At 62.9% G+C, this 15,254-nt stretch carries 13 protein-coding genes and 1 riboswitch; of the genes, 6 read left to right on the top strand and 7 right to left on the bottom strand.

The features are described 5' to 3' along the window. Window positions 1-18: 18 nt before the first annotated feature. Together miaB and BLS41_RS14695 are read right to left on the bottom strand one after the other, a co-directional pair. The gene (miaB, locus tag BLS41_RS14700; protein ID WP_074765682.1) at window positions 19-1,392 is read right to left on the bottom strand and encodes a tRNA (N6-isopentenyl adenosine(37)-C2)-methylthiotransferase MiaB; all 1,374 of its coding nucleotides are present in this window, start codon (window positions 1,390-1,392) and stop codon (window positions 19-21) included. A 156-nt stretch (window positions 1,393-1,548) separates the two neighbouring features. Then, window positions 1,549-2,532 carry a LysR family transcriptional regulator gene (locus tag BLS41_RS14695; RefSeq protein WP_074765680.1) on the bottom strand — a complete coding sequence of 328 codons (984 nt, stop codon included), beginning with the start codon at window positions 2,530-2,532 and terminating at the stop codon, window positions 1,549-1,551. A 138-nt stretch (window positions 2,533-2,670) separates the two neighbouring features. Between BLS41_RS14695 and BLS41_RS14690 the strand changes: the two genes are divergently transcribed. The 4 genes from BLS41_RS14690 (at window position 2,671) to ribB (ending at window position 6,480) form a co-directional block, all read left to right on the top strand. Continuing rightward, window positions 2,671-3,075 carry a VOC family protein gene (locus tag BLS41_RS14690; protein ID WP_074765678.1) on the top strand — a complete coding sequence of 135 codons (405 nt, stop codon included), beginning with the start codon at window positions 2,671-2,673 and terminating at the stop codon, window positions 3,073-3,075. A 15-nt stretch (window positions 3,076-3,090) separates the two neighbouring features. Continuing rightward, entirely contained in the window at window positions 3,091-4,278 is a 1,188-nt protein-coding gene (locus BLS41_RS14685; RefSeq protein ID WP_074765676.1) for an MFS transporter, read from the top strand. 286 nt (window positions 4,279-4,564) lie between these two features. Further along, entirely contained in the window at window positions 4,565-5,296 is a 732-nt protein-coding gene (locus tag BLS41_RS14680) for a helix-turn-helix domain-containing protein (RefSeq protein ID WP_074765674.1), read from the top strand. Between the two features lie 122 nt (window positions 5,297-5,418). Beyond that, a riboswitch (FMN riboswitch) is annotated at window positions 5,419-5,605 on the top strand. A 155-nt stretch (window positions 5,606-5,760) separates the two neighbouring features. After that, complete coding sequence (gene ribB, locus BLS41_RS14675) at window positions 5,761-6,480, top strand: 3,4-dihydroxy-2-butanone-4-phosphate synthase (protein WP_074765672.1); 720 nt, start codon at window positions 5,761-5,763, stop codon at window positions 6,478-6,480. Between the two features lie 123 nt (window positions 6,481-6,603). Here ribB and BLS41_RS14670 read toward each other — a convergent pair whose 3' ends face one another. The 3 genes from BLS41_RS14670 to glpD all read right to left on the bottom strand — a co-directional run bounded on the left by BLS41_RS14670 (window position 6,604) and on the right by glpD (window position 10,809). Next, complete coding sequence (locus BLS41_RS14670; protein ID WP_074766551.1) at window positions 6,604-7,290, bottom strand: HAD family hydrolase; 687 nt, start codon at window positions 7,288-7,290, stop codon at window positions 6,604-6,606. A gap of 168 nt (window positions 7,291-7,458) precedes the next feature. Continuing rightward, entirely contained in the window at window positions 7,459-8,958 is a 1,500-nt protein-coding gene (gene glpK, locus BLS41_RS14665) for a glycerol kinase GlpK (RefSeq protein ID WP_074765670.1), read from the bottom strand. 321 nt (window positions 8,959-9,279) lie between these two features. Then, on the bottom strand, window positions 9,280-10,809 hold the full coding sequence (glpD, locus tag BLS41_RS14660) for a glycerol-3-phosphate dehydrogenase (RefSeq protein WP_074765668.1): 1,530 nt from the start codon (window positions 10,807-10,809) through the stop codon (window positions 9,280-9,282). A gap of 218 nt (window positions 10,810-11,027) precedes the next feature. Between glpD and BLS41_RS14655 the strand changes: the two genes are divergently transcribed. Then, entirely contained in the window at window positions 11,028-11,402 is a 375-nt protein-coding gene (locus BLS41_RS14655) for a hypothetical protein (protein ID WP_171910230.1), read from the top strand. 223 nt (window positions 11,403-11,625) lie between these two features. On the opposite strand, the gene BLS41_RS14650 is transcribed toward BLS41_RS14655, so the two are convergent. After that, window positions 11,626-11,823 (bottom strand): hypothetical protein, encoded by a 198-nt coding sequence (locus BLS41_RS14650; protein ID WP_074765666.1) that lies wholly within the window; start codon window positions 11,821-11,823, stop codon window positions 11,626-11,628. Window positions 11,824-12,132: 309 nt separating this feature from the next. Continuing rightward, window positions 12,133-12,912 carry a DeoR/GlpR family DNA-binding transcription regulator gene (locus tag BLS41_RS14645; protein ID WP_074765664.1) on the bottom strand — a complete coding sequence of 260 codons (780 nt, stop codon included), beginning with the start codon at window positions 12,910-12,912 and terminating at the stop codon, window positions 12,133-12,135. A 362-nt stretch (window positions 12,913-13,274) separates the two neighbouring features. On the opposite strand from BLS41_RS14645, the gene ggt reads away from it, so the two are divergent. Further along, window positions 13,275-14,912 carry a gamma-glutamyltransferase gene (gene ggt / locus BLS41_RS14640; RefSeq protein WP_074765661.1) on the top strand — a complete coding sequence of 546 codons (1,638 nt, stop codon included), beginning with the start codon at window positions 13,275-13,277 and terminating at the stop codon, window positions 14,910-14,912. Window positions 14,913-15,254: the final 342 nt, after the last annotated feature.

Raw genomic sequence — 15,254 nt, 5'->3', positions numbered from 1 at the left:
TGTCGCTTAGTGCTGCATTCAGTGCGTCGTGGCGGGCGCGTCGTCATGCACCAGCACGAGTTCGCCACGCAGCGAATGTGGGTACGCATGGACGATTTTCACGTCGACCATCTGGCCGATCAGCCGCGCGTGCGACGCCACCGGCGCCGGGAAATTCACCACGCGATTGTTTTCGGTGCGGCCCGCGAGTTCGTTCGGGTCTTTGCGCGCCGGGCGCTCGACCAGAATGCGCTCGATCTTGCCGACCATCGACTCGCTGATGCGCTGCACGTTTTCTTCGATCGTCGCCTGCAAGTGGTGCAGACGTTTGAGTTTCACCTCGTGCGGCGTGTCGTCGTGCAGATTCGCAGCCGGCGTGCCGGGACGCGGGCTGTAGATGAACGAGAAGCTGGTGTCGTAGCTCATCTCGTGAATCAGCGACATCATCTTGTCGAAGTCTTCTTCGGTCTCGCCGGGGAAGCCGACGATCATGTCCGTGGACAGCGACAGGTCAGGACGAATAGCACGCAGCTTGCGGATCACCGACTTGTACTCGAGCACCGTGTAGCCGCGCTTCATCGCCATCAGGATACGGTCGGAGCCGTGCTGAACCGGCAGATGCAGATGGCTGACCAGCTTCGGCACCTTTGCGTAGGTGTCGATCAGGCGTTGCGTGAATTCTTTCGGATGCGACGTGGTGTAGCGAATCCGCTCGATGCCGGGAATATCGGCGACGTATTCGATCAGCGTCGCGAAGTCGGCGATGTCCGACGAGCCGAGCGTCAGGCCGGCGCGGTACGCGTTCACGTTCTGGCCGAGCAGGGTGACTTCGCGCACGCCCTGGTCGGCGAGACCGGCGATTTCGGTCAGCACGTCGTCCAGCGGACGCGACACTTCTTCACCGCGCGTGTACGGCACGACGCAGTAGCTGCAGTACTTGCTGCAACCTTCCATGATCGATACGAACGCGCTCGGACCGTCGACGCGCGCCGGCGGCAGGTGGTCGAACTTTTCGATTTCCGGGAACGAGATGTCGACCTGGGCGCGGCCGCTTTCGCGGCGCTGGTCGATCATTTGCGGCAGACGGTGCAGCGTTTGCGGACCGAACACCAGATCCACATAGGGCGCGCGCGCGACGATCGCAGCACCTTCCTGGCTCGCCACGCAGCCGCCCACGCCGATGATCAGATTGGGATTCGCTTCCTTCAGCTCACGCACCCGGCCGAGGTCGGAGAAGACTTTTTCCTGCGCTTTTTCACGCACCGAGCAGGTGTTGAACAGGATCACGTCCGCATCTTCGGGCGTGTCGGTCTTCACGAGGCCTTCCGCCGCGCCGAGTACGTCGACCATCTTGTCGGAGTCGTACTCGTTCATCTGGCAGCCAAAGGTCTTTACATAAACTTTCTTGGTCATCGAATTTCGCCGGTCGCAGTGGTTAACCTGGGGGCGTCGGTAAAAGGTAAAGGGGGGCGAAACGTAGGGGCGGTGCTTTGGGCCGCCCGGGCCTGCTTTGGAACCTGCGCGTAGTCGCGGTTTGCAGGCTCTACACGTTTGCAGCGTAACGCAACATTATAGCCCTTCACGGGATGCGGTTTTCTCCGCTGCGGCAGCGCGCGGCCGCTCCGGCGGCAAGCCCAGCAGGCTTTCCAGTTCGTCCGACACCTGCGCGAAACGCTCGCTGAGAAAATCCAGCAGCACGCGTACGCGTGGCGCCATGAAGCGGTTGCGGTGATAAAGCGCGTGCAGCGGCGCGTCTGGATAGCGCCACTCCGGCAACAGGATTTTCAGACCGTCGGCGCGCAGATCCGCTTCCACGTCCCACATCGACTTGATCACGATGCCGTAGCCGCGCAACGCCCATTCGCGGGCAACCGCGCCGTCATTGGTCTCGCGCGCGGTTTCGAATGGCACCGTGTAGTTCTGCTCCTCGTCGCCGCGCGTGAAGTGCCACTCGTTCGCCCAGCCGGAAGCGGTGCCGAGCACGATGCAATCGAAATTCGCCAGATCGTGCGGATCTTTCGGCTCGCCCTTGCGCGCAATGTATTCCGGCGACGCGCACAGCACACGCCGGTTCGGCGCGAGCTTGCGGGCGACCAGCGAACTGTCCTGCGGCACGCCGAAACGGATCGCCAGATCGATATCTTCCTGCACGAGGTTCGACAGCGAATCGGACAGCGTCAGCGCGAACGTCACTTCGGGGTAGAGCGCGTTGAATTCGTCGAGCCAGTGCATCAGCAGATTGCGGCCGAAGTCGGACGTCGCCGAAATTCGCACTTTGCCACGCACGACGCCTTGTCCGGCTTGCAGCGCGGCCTCGGCGTCGTCGAGCGATTGCAGCGCCTGGCGGCAGCAATTCAGATAAAGCCGGCCCTCGTCGGTGAGCCGCAACTGGCGGGTGGTGCGCTCGAACAGCCGCGCCTTCAGGCCGGTTTCGAGCTTGGCCAGGCGCGCGCTCGCGGCGGCCGGCGTCAGGCCCATTTTGCGGCCCGCCGCCGACAGACTGCCCTGCTGCGCGGCTTCGACGAAGAGGCGGATGTCACCGAGGTTGTCCATCGTTCGTGCTTTCAAAAAGAATTTGAAAATGCTTCAAATGCTACGCCAATTATCAAATCGACGCTCCGCACCGACAATGCACTCCTCGAAAACCCTGATGCCGCGCGTGCAAGTGTCGGCATTCCCGAGGCAGACGCCATGCAACTCGACCACGCCACCATCGTCATCGCCGATCTCGACACCGCCCGGCATTTCTTCGTCGACATCGCCGGACTGACCGAAGGCGCGCGCCCGCCGTTTTCGGTGGATGGCTACTGGCTGTACGCAAACGGCCGTCCGGTGCTGCATCTGATCGACTCGACGATGCCGGCTGCTGCCACGCAGAGCCGGGTGGCGCCGCGGATCGACCACATCGCTTTCCGGCTGGACGGCGCGGCCGAATGGCAGGCGTTGCTGGAGCGCCTCGACGCGGAAGGCGTCGCCTATCAAACCGCGCAGGTCCCGCAAATGGGCGCGCAGCCCGCCGAACGGCAATTGTTCGTGGCGCTCGCGCCGGGCGTCGTCATCGAATTCGTGACGACGCTGATTCACGCTCAACTTTAAGACTGGAGAATTAAAATGCCCATTCCGTTACTCGCGCTGGCAATCAGCGCATTCGCAATCGGCACGACCGAATTCGTGATCATGGGCTTGCTGCCCGAGGTTGCGCGCGATCTGTCCGTGTCGATTCCGTCGGCGGGGCTGCTGGTGAGCGGCTATGCGCTCGGCGTCGCGGTCGGCGCGCCGCTGCTCGCGGTGCTCACGAGCAAGATGCCGCGCAAGCTCGCATTGCAGTTGCTGATGGGCGTGTTCATCGTCGGCAATACGCTGTGCGCGGTGGCGTCAGACTATTCCGTGCTGATGATCGCGCGCATCGTGACGTCGTTCGCGCACGGTTCGTTCTTCGGGATCGGCGCGGTGGTGGCGGCGTCGCTCGTGCCGTCCGAAAAGCGTGCCAGCGCGATTGCGCTGATGTTCACCGGCCTGACGCTCGCGAACGTGCTCGGCGTGCCGTTCGGCACCTTCATCGGACAGCAGTTCGGCTGGCGCGCGGCGTTCTGGATCGTCAGCGCGTTTGGCGTGCTGTCGCTGCTCGGCGTGACCGCGCTGGTGCCGAATCGTCACGATTCCGGGCCCGTCGGTCTCGGTCACGAAGTGCGCGTGCTGAAAGACCCGCAAGTCTGGACCGCGCTCGCGATGACGGTGCTCGGCTTCGGCGGCGTGTTCGTCGTGTTCACGTATATCGCGCCGATTCTGGAGCAGGTGAGCGGCTTCTCGCCGCGTGGCGTGACGCTGATTCTGGTGCTGTTCGGCGTGGGTCTGACGATCGGCAATACGGTCGGCGGCAAGCTCGCGGACCGCGCGCTGATGCCGTCGCTGATGGGCATTCTGGTCGCGCTGGCCGTGGTGATGGCGATTTTCGCGCGCACCAGCCATTCGCAGGTGGCCGCCGCGATCACGATTTTCGTATGGGGCATTGCCGCGTTCGCGACGGTGCCGCCGTTGCAGATGCGCGTGGTCGAGAAGGCGGCCGCCGCGCCGAATCTCGCGTCGACGCTGAACATCGGCGCGTTCAACGTGGGCAATGCGGGCGGCGCGTGGCTCGGCGGCCTGGTGATCAACCACGGCCATTCGCTCGATACGCTGCCGTGGGTCGCGGCGGGCGTCAGCGTGGTGGCGCTGTTGCTGACGTGGTTCGCCGCGCGGATGGATGCGCCGGTGTCGAAGGCGGCGCAGCAGCCTGTGACAGTGCGCGAGCACGTCTGACACCGAGATTTAGCGATGAGGGAAGAGGGCGCAACCGGCCGATGCCGTATGGGACGGTTGTGCCTTCAACCCTGTAAGGCCCGGTTACGCATGCGCCGCACGACTGACCAGGAGCCTTCAATCTAGCTCCTGTCCATATGAAAAATCCGCACAAGCTTTGCCAGAATCGCCCTCCGCAATACTGATAACAGTGTGAAGATAACTTCGTTGGGCGTGGGCGGACGCGATGCTATCTTGCTTCCACTAACCGCATGCGTTGCCGTCCGGCGGCGCTTTGGAGGCAATCATGCATTCCCCGCTCGCGCTGGTCCGCGATCCCTCGATCGACGCCGATGCGTCGCCGCGCGCCGCCGAACCCTTCGACGCACTCGAGCACCTGGTCGGCGTCAATCTGGCCCGCCTGCGTGCCGAGCGGCAACTGTCGCTCGATGCTTTGGCCCGCGCGTCGGGCGTGTCGCGGGCCATGCTCGCGCAGATCGAATCGGCGCGCAGCGTGCCGTCCATCAAGGTGCTGTGTAAGGTGGCGGCTGCGCTGAAGGTATCGGTGGCGGCGTTCTTGCGGCGTCATGCGACTAACGGCTTCGAGCATCTGCCGGCCGAGCGCTCGCAGCGCATCGTCAGTTCGAACGGGCGCTATTCGGCGCGGCCGCTTTATCCCGATGCCGAACCGACTGCCGCCGAGTTCCACGAATTGCGAATCGCGCCGTTGCACACCGAGGCGGGCACGCGCCGCGCGCCGGGCACGACGGTGAATCTGGTGGTTAGCGAAGGCACGCTCGAAGTCAGCGTTCACGATCAGCGCCAGTTGCTCGCAACCGGCGACGCAATCGTGTTCGATGCCGATCAGCCGCATAGTCTGCGCAATCCTGGCGATACCGAGGCGCGCGCGTTTCGCGTCACGCTGAAGGCGGAGACCCCGCCGCGCTGGGACGTGCCCGCGCTGCACGAGACGCGGCATGAAACGCAGCCGGAAGCTCAAACCCAGGCGACGCCACAGCGCGAAGCGACACCCGTTTGAGCACAATTTCAGGCTGATGACAGCTTGTCTCGAAATAGAGCTTCCTGTCAGGCCGTGGTCTGTCGCGCAGCAGCCCATGCGCGACTGTTGTAAGCTTTGCCAGCCGGTCGATCCGGCAATCAGTGCGTCTTCAGGGCGGGGTGAAATTCCCCACCGGCGGTATGCCGGCAGCGCGAAAGCGTGAGCCGGTGAGCCCGCGAGCGCCCGCATCGTGCGGTTTTTCTCAGTGCATCGAGGACCGCAGCGGGGTCAGCAGATCTGGTGAAAAGCCAGAGCCGACGGTCACAGTCCGGATGAAAGAAGATGTGCAGATAGTCATGGTCGTTGTCGTGGCGTCGCCCGAGGTTCAGGCGGTGCGCGAGCGTCGCCCCGCTTGAATCGGGCGGCGTTCAGCGGCGCGTCTTTGTCTGTTTGCAATGCCCTGAAACGTTTTTCGCCCCACTTTTGCGATGAGCGTTTCAACTATGTCTTTTGCTAAATTTCCTGCTCCCTTGACGATTGCCAGCGATGCAATCGACGATCTCCCGCTACTCGCCACCGAAGCTGTGCCGCCCCGCATCGCCGCCGCGTTGCAGGCCATGCGCGACGGCCGCGCCGTCGTCCTTCAGGATGACGACGATCGCGAGAACGAAGCCGATCTGGTGGTATCTGCCGAGCGTCTGTCGGTCGAAACCATGGCGTTGCTGATCCGAGAGTGCAGCGGCATTGTTTGCCTGTGCCTGCCCGACGACACAATCCGTTCGCTCGAACTTCCGCCGATGACCACCAACAACGCAAGCCGTTACGGCACCGCGTTCACGGTGTCGATCGAAGCGCGCGAGGGCGTGACGACGGGGGTGTCGGCGGTCGATCGCCTGACGACGATCCGCGCGGCGATTGCCGACGCGGCGAAGCCTGCCGATATCGTGAGCCCGGGCCACGTGTTCCCGCTGCGGGCGATGCCCGGCGGCGTGCTCGCGCGACGCGGCCACACCGAAGGCACGGTCGATCTCGCGGTCCTCGCGGGTCTGAAGCCGGCCGGCGTGCTGTGCGAACTGATGAACGCGGACGGCACGATGACGCGCGGTGCCGACGTCGAACGTTTCGCCGCACAACACAATCTGCCGATGCTGACGATTGCGGAGCTGGTGGCGTTTCGTGAAGCGCTGGCGCGGGTGCGCGAGCGTGAGGTGGAAGAGGTTTGATGAATTGATTGGCGTTAAGCACCGCATGTGAGCCACAGACACGCGGCGCAAACACAAAGGCCGAATCTGATAGACAGATTCGGCCTTTTTTATCGCTGCAACTCGACGTGACTGCAATTCAGGCTACGACTGCACGTCCCCGAAATCCCCACGCACGCCGGCCTCGATTAGCGCGGGCAGCTCGTCCATATGTTTCATGATGCGTGTCATGCCCATTTTGCGCAGCGCGTCCGCATAACCATCGGGGATGTGGCTCGCGCCGACGAACGCAATCGTCTTCATTCCCGCCGCGCGCGCCGCGTTCAAGCCCGCCACGCTATCTTCGACAACGATGCAGCGTGACGGCTCCACGCCCAACGTCTGCGCGGCAAACAGATACACATCGGGATAAGGCTTGGGCCGCGCGACCTGTTCGGCGCTGAAAATCCGCTCGCCGAAAATCTGCTGTAAACCGGCTCGCCGCACCGACGCGGTCACGCGTGCCATCCGGCTGTTGGAGACCACCGCTGCCGGCAACGTCACGCGTTGCAACGCCTCGCGCACGCCGTTGATCGGACTGAGCGACGCCGCGAGTTCAAGCTCGACGGCGTGATCGATGGTGTTGAGAAAATCCGCGGGCAACGTGATGTCGAACGACTTCTCGATGCCTTCGAGAAAGCGCGAGGTTTGCTGACCGAACGCCGTCTTGACGACCGGTTCGAAGTCGAGGCCGGGGAAGGTGCTGGTCAGCGTTTCGAACATCACGCGGTCAGCGATGATTTCACTGTCGACGAGCACGCCGTCGCAGTCACAGATGAGGTGGTCGATCATGCCTGAAATGCAGAAGCGGGAAGCGCGTGAGCCGAAGAACGGCAAGCTCATGCGCGTTGATTGAAAGCATCATGATACGTGCTTTGACGTCGCCCCCATGGCGGCGACGTCTTGCCGCCGCTTTCATTCGCGCGGGCAGGTTCAGGCGGCGACTTTGCGGTCAGCCAGTCAGGGCGTGTCGGCCCATGCTTTCGCCGCGCGAATCGCGCGCTTCCAGCCGTCGAGGCAATCCCTGACATCGGCGTGCGGCAGCGCGGGCGTGAAGCGGCGGTCGAGCTTCCACTGGCTGTGCAGTTCGTCCACATCCTTCCAGTAGCCCACCGCGAGGCCCGCCAGATAGGCCGCGCCCAACGCGGTCGTTTCCGGCACCTTCGGACGCACCGCGTCGACGCCGAGAATATCGGCCTGGAATTGCATCAGCAGATTGTTCGCGCACGCGCCGCCGTCCACCCGCAATTCGCCGATGCGAATACCCGAATCGGCTTCCATCGCCTTCAGCACGTCGAGCGATTGATAGGCGATCGAATCGAGCGCCGCGCGCGCAATGTGCGCGGAGGTCGTGCCGCGCGTCACGCCGAACAGCGTGCCGCGAGCGCGTGCGTTCCAGTGCGGCGCGCCGAGCCCGGCAAACGCGGGCACCAGATACACGCCGTCGCAATGCGGCACGCCGCGCGCGAGCGTTTCGATTTCTGCCGCGTTCTTGATGATGCCGAGGCCGTCGCGCAGCCACTGCACCACCGCGCCGCCGATAAATATGCTGCCTTCGAGCGCGTAGTTGATCTTGTCGCCGATCTGCCAGGCGATCGTCGTGACGAGGTTGTTCTTCGATTCGATCGGCTTGTCGCCGGTATTCATCACGAGGAAGCAGCCGGTGCCGTAGGTGTTCTTCACCATGCCCGACTCCGTGCACATCTGGCCGAAGAGGGCGGCGTGCTGGTCGCCGGCGATGCCCGCGAGCGGGATCTTCGACGCGAATACCGTGGTCTTGGTCGGCCCGTAAATTTCCGACGAAGGCCGCACCTCCGGCAACATGCTGCGCGGAATATCGAGCGCGTCGAGCAACTCGTCGTCCCACTTCAGCGTGTGAATGTTGAACAGCATCGTGCGCGACGCGTTGGTCACGTCGGTGACGTGCAGGCCGCCTTTCGTGAAATTCCACACGAGCCAGCTATCCACCGTGCCGAACGCGAGGCGGCCTTGCTTGGCTTTCTCGCGCGCGCCTTCGACGTTGTCGAGAATCCAGCGGATCTTGGTCGCCGAAAAATACGAATCGACCGGCAGACCCGTTTTCGCGCGGACTTTTTCTTCGAGACCTTGCTCCTTGAGCTGGTCGCAGAAATCGGCGGTGCGGCGGTCCTGCCAGACGATCGCGTTATAGACCGGATGGCCGGTTTCGCGATCCCACACAATGGTCGTTTCGCGCTGATTCGTAATGCCGATCGCGGCAATCGATGCGCCGTTCATGCCCGCGCGCGTGACGGCTTCGGCGGCGACGCCGGCCTGGGTCGACCAGATTTCCTGCGGATCGTGCTCGACCCAGCCCGGATGCGGATAGATCTGCTGGAATTCTTTCTGCGCAATCGACACGACATTGCCGCTGCGGTCGAACAGCATCGCACGCGAGCTGGTGGTGCCTTGGTCAAGCGCGAGGATGTACTGATCCTGCATTGTCTCTTCTCCATGCGTTTTGCAAATCCCCGGACTGCTCACCGGCGATGGTAACGGCTCGTTGTTTTAAGCGGACTGCAAAACAGTGTGTGATTGTGCGTTTGCGGGTGCGTGCGTTTGTGTGCGTTTGCGCGCGCGTGCCTGATTCGTGCGTTCTGGCCCGGTTCGTTCGGCGCGAAGGCTGCTGTGAGGTGATCCGGTTCGCGCTGGCCGTTCGATTGCCTGAGGGCGATCGAACAACCAGCTTGTGTCTGAACCCGGAGCCGCTTGGCGCCCACGCCCGCGTCCTGCCCGCATCACGCCGACCCGCCGACCACGCAACTAAGCGCTTTGCCGCACCGGTTGGCGCGCGAACCAGCCGTCGATAGTCTGCGTGACCGAATCAAGCGTGCCCGGCTCGACATGCAGACCGAGTTTCGAACGACGCCACAGCACATCCTGAGCGCTCCGCGCCCATTCGACATCGCGCAGATAAATCAGCTCGGTTTCGTAAAGACCCGGCGCGAACGCGTGACCGAGATCGGTCAGCGAGCGCGCGTTGCCGATTACCTGCTTGACGCGCGTACCGTAAGCGCGCGCGAGGCGATGAGCGAGATCGGCGGGCAACCACGAATGCTGCTGCTTGAGTTCGGTCAGGAAACGCTCGAAATTCGCGTTCGGAATATCGCCGCCGGGCAATGGCGCACCGACCGTCCACGCGGGCGTTTCGTTGCGCAGCGCGCCGGCCAGCTTGTCGACGGCTTCTTCAGCCAGCTTGCGAAAGGTCGTGATTTTACCGCCGAACACCGACAGCAACGGTGCTTCGCCGGCAGGTGCATCGAGTTCGAGCGAGTAGTCGCGCGTGACCGCCGACGGGTTGTCCGCGCCTTCATCCTCGAGCAGCGGACGCACGCCCGAATAGGTCCAGCGCACATCGGCGGGCGAAATCTTCTGCTTGAAGTAGCGGTTGATCGAGTCGCACAGGTACTGCGTTTCTTCGCCGTTGATCGCCACTTTCGACGGATCGCCGCGATATTCGAGATCGGTCGTGCCGATCAGCGTGTAGTCGTGTTCGTACGGAATCGCGAAGATGATCCGCTTGTCCGGGTTCTGGAAGATGTACGCGTGGTCGTGTTCGAACAGGCGGCGCGTGACGATGTGGCTGCCTTTGACGAGCCGCACGCTATGCGACGACTTGCGGCCGAGCGCGCCGTGCAGCAGTTCGCCGACCCATGGACCGGCCGCGTTTGCGATAGACGCGGCACGCACGTCGAGCGTCGTGCCGTCCGCGCGGCGGAGTTGCGCGCGCCATTCGCCGCCCACGCGCACAGCGCTGACCAGCCGGGTGCGCGTGAGGATGGTCGCGCCGTGTTCCTGGGCGTCCAGCGCGTTGAGCACGACCAGCCGTGCGTCGTTGACCCAGCCGTCCGAATAGACGAAGCCGCGCTTGATGCTATCGACCAGCGGTGCGCCGGCCGGATGCTTCTGCATTGAAATGCCGCGCGAACCCGGCAGCAGTTCGCGTTTGGCGAGGTGATCGTATAGAAAAAGTCCTGCGCGGATCAGCCAGGCCGGGCGCAGATCGGGCATGTGCGGCATCACGAAACGCAGCGGCCACATGATGTGCGGCGCGGCGCGCAGCAGCGTTTCGCGTTCCTGCAGCGCTTTGCGCACCAGCCCGAACTCGCGGTATTCGAGGTAGCGCAAGCCGCCGTGAATCAGCTTGGTACTCGCCGACGATGTGTGCGCGGCCAGATCGTCCTGTTCGCAGAGCAATACCGACAGGCCGCGGCCCGCTGCATCGCGAGCGATGCCTGCGCCGTTGATCCCGCCGCCTACGACGAGCAAATCGTATTTCGAGCCTTGCGTCACCTGCTGGGTCCTTGCGTTGAATCTGGAATGGGGGCTTGAAGAAGCATAGTGAACGAGACTCGCGAACAAGTCGTGTTCGTTTTCGAACTTTAATGAACATATTCGAAAAAGTAAAGTTCGGTTGGGTTACTCGCGCAGCCTAAGAGTTATCTGCGACAGTGGCGCAACACCCGGCCGCGGACGATACTCTCGGGCAGCAGCCATTTCGAGGTGAATCAATGCGTGGACTTTCGATGATCGGCGCGGCAGCGCTTCTAGCGGGATGCGTCAGCTCGCCAAGCCTGGAGGGCACTCGGGGTGCGACGTCGTTCGAGGCGTTGCAGCAGATGTGCAGTCCGCAAACGGTCGACTACGGCCCCGACGCGCAAAACGTCTACGCGGCGTTTTTCGATGCGTATGTGGCGAACCGGCGTGGGAGGTTGTCGAAGGAGGATTTCTGCGCGTTTCAGGCGTCGATCGCGCAGCGCCATGCGAGCGAGGGCATGAGCACCGATCCGCAGGTGCGCAATCAATGGGTGGATTTTTTCACCGCTCAGCGGGCTAAGGCGCTGAGCTGGCGGTCGACGGTTGATCCGACGTTGCGATCGGGCTGACGGGCTGTTGCGGCTCAAGCCGCAACAAAACGGCCGCCATTATTGGCGGCCTGCTCGCACGAAGAATACGAAGCAAACTAAAAAGGCTGAAAGCGCGTGACGCAATTTCAGCAGACGTTTCTGCCTTGCAGTTGTGGGTTGGCTTGCGCATAACCAAACAGCCGCCGCTTTCGAAGGAAGCAGCGTCCGCGCGCCCACGCAATCAGAAAAAATCAGAAATGTCTCAGGAAAGCCGCTTGATCGCCCGCAATGCGCTATCGCCGGTTTCCGTCACGCGCCATTGTTCGTTTCCCGATGCGAGCCGTTCGAGTTGCACTAACTGGCGTTCGAGTAGCGCGTCGAGTTCTTCTCGCGCCATGTCGACCTGATTGGGGGCGTCTTTGACGAGCAACAACGTGGCGAATTCATGCGGACTCAGCATCGTTCTCTCCATGTCAGACAAACGCGGACAGCCTTGCCGGCAACTGGCGAAGGGCCAGTGAGTCCGCTAGAGGATCAGGCGGGAAGTACGGCTTACACGACAGATTCACGCAACCGGCGCTACGCAGAATGCGGAACACACGCCAGGGAACTGGAGTGTAGTCAACCGCACGTTAAACACCAAAGCGGCCCCAGAAAATTTTCCCTTTGACAAAGCGGGGCGCGGGCGGCGGTTTGCAGTCGCGGCCAGAAGCTTGATTTCACTCGAAGTTTCGCGTGCGCTGCAGCATGGCCGATAGCGGCAGACAAACTATCCGGCGACGTACACCTGGCAGTTGGCGGCGGTGAGCGTTTCGGTCATGTCGGGCGGCGGGGCGATGTCGGTGAACAGCGCGTCGATCTGATCGAGATGACCCTGGCGAACCAGCGCGGGGCGGCCGAATTTCGAGTTATCGGCGGCGAGGAAGACGGTGCGTGCATGCTGGATGATTGCTTCGGCCACGCGCACTTCGCGCGTGTCGAAGTCGCGCAGCGTGCCGTCCGTTTCGATGCTCGACGTGCCGATGATCGCGAAATCCACCTTGAACTGGCGGATGAAGTCGATCGCCAGTTCGCCAACGATTCCCTTGTCCCAAGGCCGCACGATGCCGCCTGTCACCAGCACTTCGCAATCTGGATAGCCGCTCATCATGCTGGCGACGTTCAGATTGTTGGTGATCACGCGCAAGCCGCGATGCCGGTTGAGCGCGCGGGCAACTTCTTCGGTCGTGGTGCCGAGGTTGATGAACAGCGACGCCTGGTCGGGAATGTGAGTGGCCACTAGCGCCGCAATGCGCCGCTTCTCTTCGTGGAACATCCGCTGACGCGCCGTGTACGAGACGTTCTCGGAACTGGTGGGCAGGCTCGCACCGCCGTGATAACGGCGCAGCAGGTTCATGTCGGCGAGCCAGTTGACGTCGCGGCGGATCGTCTGCGGCGTCACATCGAAGTGGGCCGCGAGGTCGTCCACGGTTACGAAGCCGTCGCGTTGCACCCACTCCAGCAGTTCCTGTTGCCGGGCGTTGAGAGTCAGGCGGGGGTCTCGGGTCATGGGTCTCGAAAACGTGGGTTTTTATCGGCGCTGCATGACGCCGGCGCGATACGCTGAGCCGGAAGCCGCGTACTGCGTGCACAGCGCGAGAACGGGGATGGAGCGTATTGTAAGACCATCGACCGCGTTGTCCGCCAACTCATGCGACATCCATAAGACCTGCGGTGGTCAAGAACGCGCGGGCCGCGACCCATTCAGACAATTTGCGCATTTATTCATTAGATAAATGAATTTGTTTTTTGGGCCGGTTCGCGCTGCAATCCGGGGTTCCGCGTTTTACGCGAGCCTTACCCGCCTTTTACACGTTCCCATGGTTTCCGGCGTTTTCTCAAAGCCGGGCCGCGCTTTTGAGAGTGCTCGACATGACTGGCTTCAACTGGCAAAACCCTTACCCGACACCGCGTCTGCCCGTGTTCGCGCGCAACATCGTTTCGACTTCGCATCCACTGGCCGCGCAAGCCGGCCTGCGCATGCTGTGGAAAGGCGGCAATGCCGTCGATGCGGCAATCGCAGCGGCCGCAGCCATCACGGTTGTCGAACCGGTTTCTTGCGGCCTTGGCGGCGACGCGTTCGCGCTGGTCTGGGACGGCAAGAAGCTGCATGGTTTGAACGCGTCGGGCGTGTCGCCCGCAGCGTGGAACGTGGATTACTTCAAGCAGAAGTACGGCGAGGAAAACGGTCTCGCGAAGCAACCCAAGCGCGGCTGGGACGCGGTGACGGTGCCGGGCGTGATCGCTGGCTGGGAAGCGCTGCATCAGAAATTCGGCACGTTGCCGTTCGCGGATCTGATGGAACCGGCGATTGAAATCGCCGAGCGCGGTCACGCGGTGGCGAGCATCGTCGCCTATAAGTGGGCCGCCGCCGTGCCCGAACTGAAGGATCTGCCGGGCTTCGCGCAAACCTTCATGCCGCGCGGACGCGCGCCGGAAGTGAGCGAACTCGTGCGCTTCCCCGGTCACGCGAAGACGCTGCGCAAGCTCGCCGAACAAGGCCCGCGCGCGTATTACGAAGGCGAGATCGCCGAGCAGATCGCCGCATTTGCGCGCGAAGGCGGCGCGGCATTGACGCTCGACGATCTGCGCAACTATCGCGCGGACTGGGTCGAGCCGATCGGCAAGGAATATCGCGGCCACACCGTGCATGAGATTCCGCCGAACGGGCAGGGCATCGCGGCGCTGATCGCGCTGGGCATCCTCGAAAAATTCGACGTGAAGGAAATGACCGTCGATAACGTCGAGTCGCAGCATTTGCAGATCGAAGCAATGAAGCTGGCGTTCGCCGACGTGTATCGCTACGTCGCCGACCCGCGTTCGATGGACGTCACGCCCGAACAGATGCTCGACGACGCGTACCTGACGTCGCGCGCGAAGCTGATCGACCACAAGCGCGCGACGCAATTCGATTTCGGCATGCCGAAGGCGGGCGGCACGATCTACATGTCGGTGGCGGACGAGCGCGGCATGATGGTCAGCTTCATCCAGTCGAACTACATGGGCTTCGGCTCGGGCATCGTCGTGCCGGATAGCGGCATCGCCATGCAGAACCGTGGCTGCGGCTTCTCGATGGACCCGAAGTCGCCGAACGTGGTGGAAGGCGGCAAGCGGCCGTTCCACACGATCATCCCGTCGTTCCTGACGCAGCAGGTGAACGGCCAGCAGGAAGCGGTGATGAGCTTCGGCGTGATGGGCGGCGACATGCAGCCGCAAGGGCACTTGCAATCCATCGTGCGAATGCTCGACTACGGTCAGCAGCCGCAGGCCGCATGCGACGCGCCGCGCTGGAAGGTCAACCGCGATTTCACGATCGACATCGAATCGACGCTCAATCCGAAGACGGCTGAGGCGCTGCAGAAGCTGGGCCACGTGATCAAGTCGGTCGACGATCCGTATATGGATTTCGGCTCGGGCCAATACATCTGGAAGCTCGATCGCAACGAGCCGGAGCGTGGCTATGTGGCGGCTAGCGATAGTCGTCGTGATGGATTGGCGGCTGGGTTTTAAGCGATTCGCGTGGTGCGGGTGCGGTTGCGGCGATGGCGGATGAGAGGGTTGATTGGGCTCGCTGCCTTCGTCCGCATTCGGCGGCTGCGCTGTTGCTTCCAGTTGGGCGTCGCTTGCAGGTAGCGGTCAGCGGGGCGCTCAGAACGGTTACGCGACGGCTGCGTCTCTCCAGAGCCACGCGCGCCAAGGCTGCCCGAGCGCGGTTGATGTAGCAGTTCAACCCGCCGGCGCTCGCAAGCGCACTACCGAACTTCGACCCAAAGCACCCCTATTGCACGAAAAACAAACCCGGAGCGCGACCGCGTGCTCCAGGTTCACCGCTTGTCACCCAAGCCACAGCCG

Origin of the sequence: Paraburkholderia fungorum (assembly GCF_900099835.1) — a bacterium.
Lineage (GTDB): Bacteria > Pseudomonadota > Gammaproteobacteria > Burkholderiales > Burkholderiaceae > Paraburkholderia > Paraburkholderia fungorum_A.
The sequence above is the reverse complement of the archived record's forward strand: the minus strand, read 5'-3'. Positions and strand labels throughout refer to the sequence as shown.

Bases quoted from the DNA above. Each gene is read 5' to 3' on its own strand.
- ribB (WP_074765672.1), top strand. From the start codon at position 5,761: ATGTCTTTTGCTAAATTTCCTGCTCCCTTGACGATTGCCAGCGATGCA.
- miaB (WP_074765682.1), bottom strand. From the start codon at position 1,392: ATGACCAAGAAAGTTTATGTAAAGACCTTTGGCTGCCAGATGAACGAG.
- BLS41_RS14670 (WP_074766551.1), bottom strand. From the start codon at position 7,290: ATGATCGACCACCTCATCTGTGACTGCGACGGCGTGCTCGTCGACAGT.
- BLS41_RS14655 (WP_171910230.1), top strand. From the start codon at position 11,028: ATGCGTGGACTTTCGATGATCGGCGCGGCAGCGCTTCTAGCGGGATGC.
- BLS41_RS14680 (WP_074765674.1), top strand. From the start codon at position 4,565: ATGCATTCCCCGCTCGCGCTGGTCCGCGATCCCTCGATCGACGCCGAT.
- BLS41_RS14690 (WP_074765678.1), top strand. From the start codon at position 2,671: ATGCAACTCGACCACGCCACCATCGTCATCGCCGATCTCGACACCGCC.
- ggt (WP_074765661.1), top strand. From the start codon at position 13,275: ATGACTGGCTTCAACTGGCAAAACCCTTACCCGACACCGCGTCTGCCC.
- glpK (WP_074765670.1), bottom strand. From the start codon at position 8,958: ATGCAGGATCAGTACATCCTCGCGCTTGACCAAGGCACCACCAGCTCG.
- BLS41_RS14650 (WP_074765666.1), bottom strand. From the start codon at position 11,823: ATGCTGAGTCCGCATGAATTCGCCACGTTGTTGCTCGTCAAAGACGCC.
- BLS41_RS14695 (WP_074765680.1), bottom strand. From the start codon at position 2,532: ATGGACAACCTCGGTGACATCCGCCTCTTCGTCGAAGCCGCGCAGCAG.
- BLS41_RS14645 (WP_074765664.1), bottom strand. From the start codon at position 12,912: ATGACCCGAGACCCCCGCCTGACTCTCAACGCCCGGCAACAGGAACTG.
- BLS41_RS14685 (WP_074765676.1), top strand. From the start codon at position 3,091: ATGCCCATTCCGTTACTCGCGCTGGCAATCAGCGCATTCGCAATCGGC.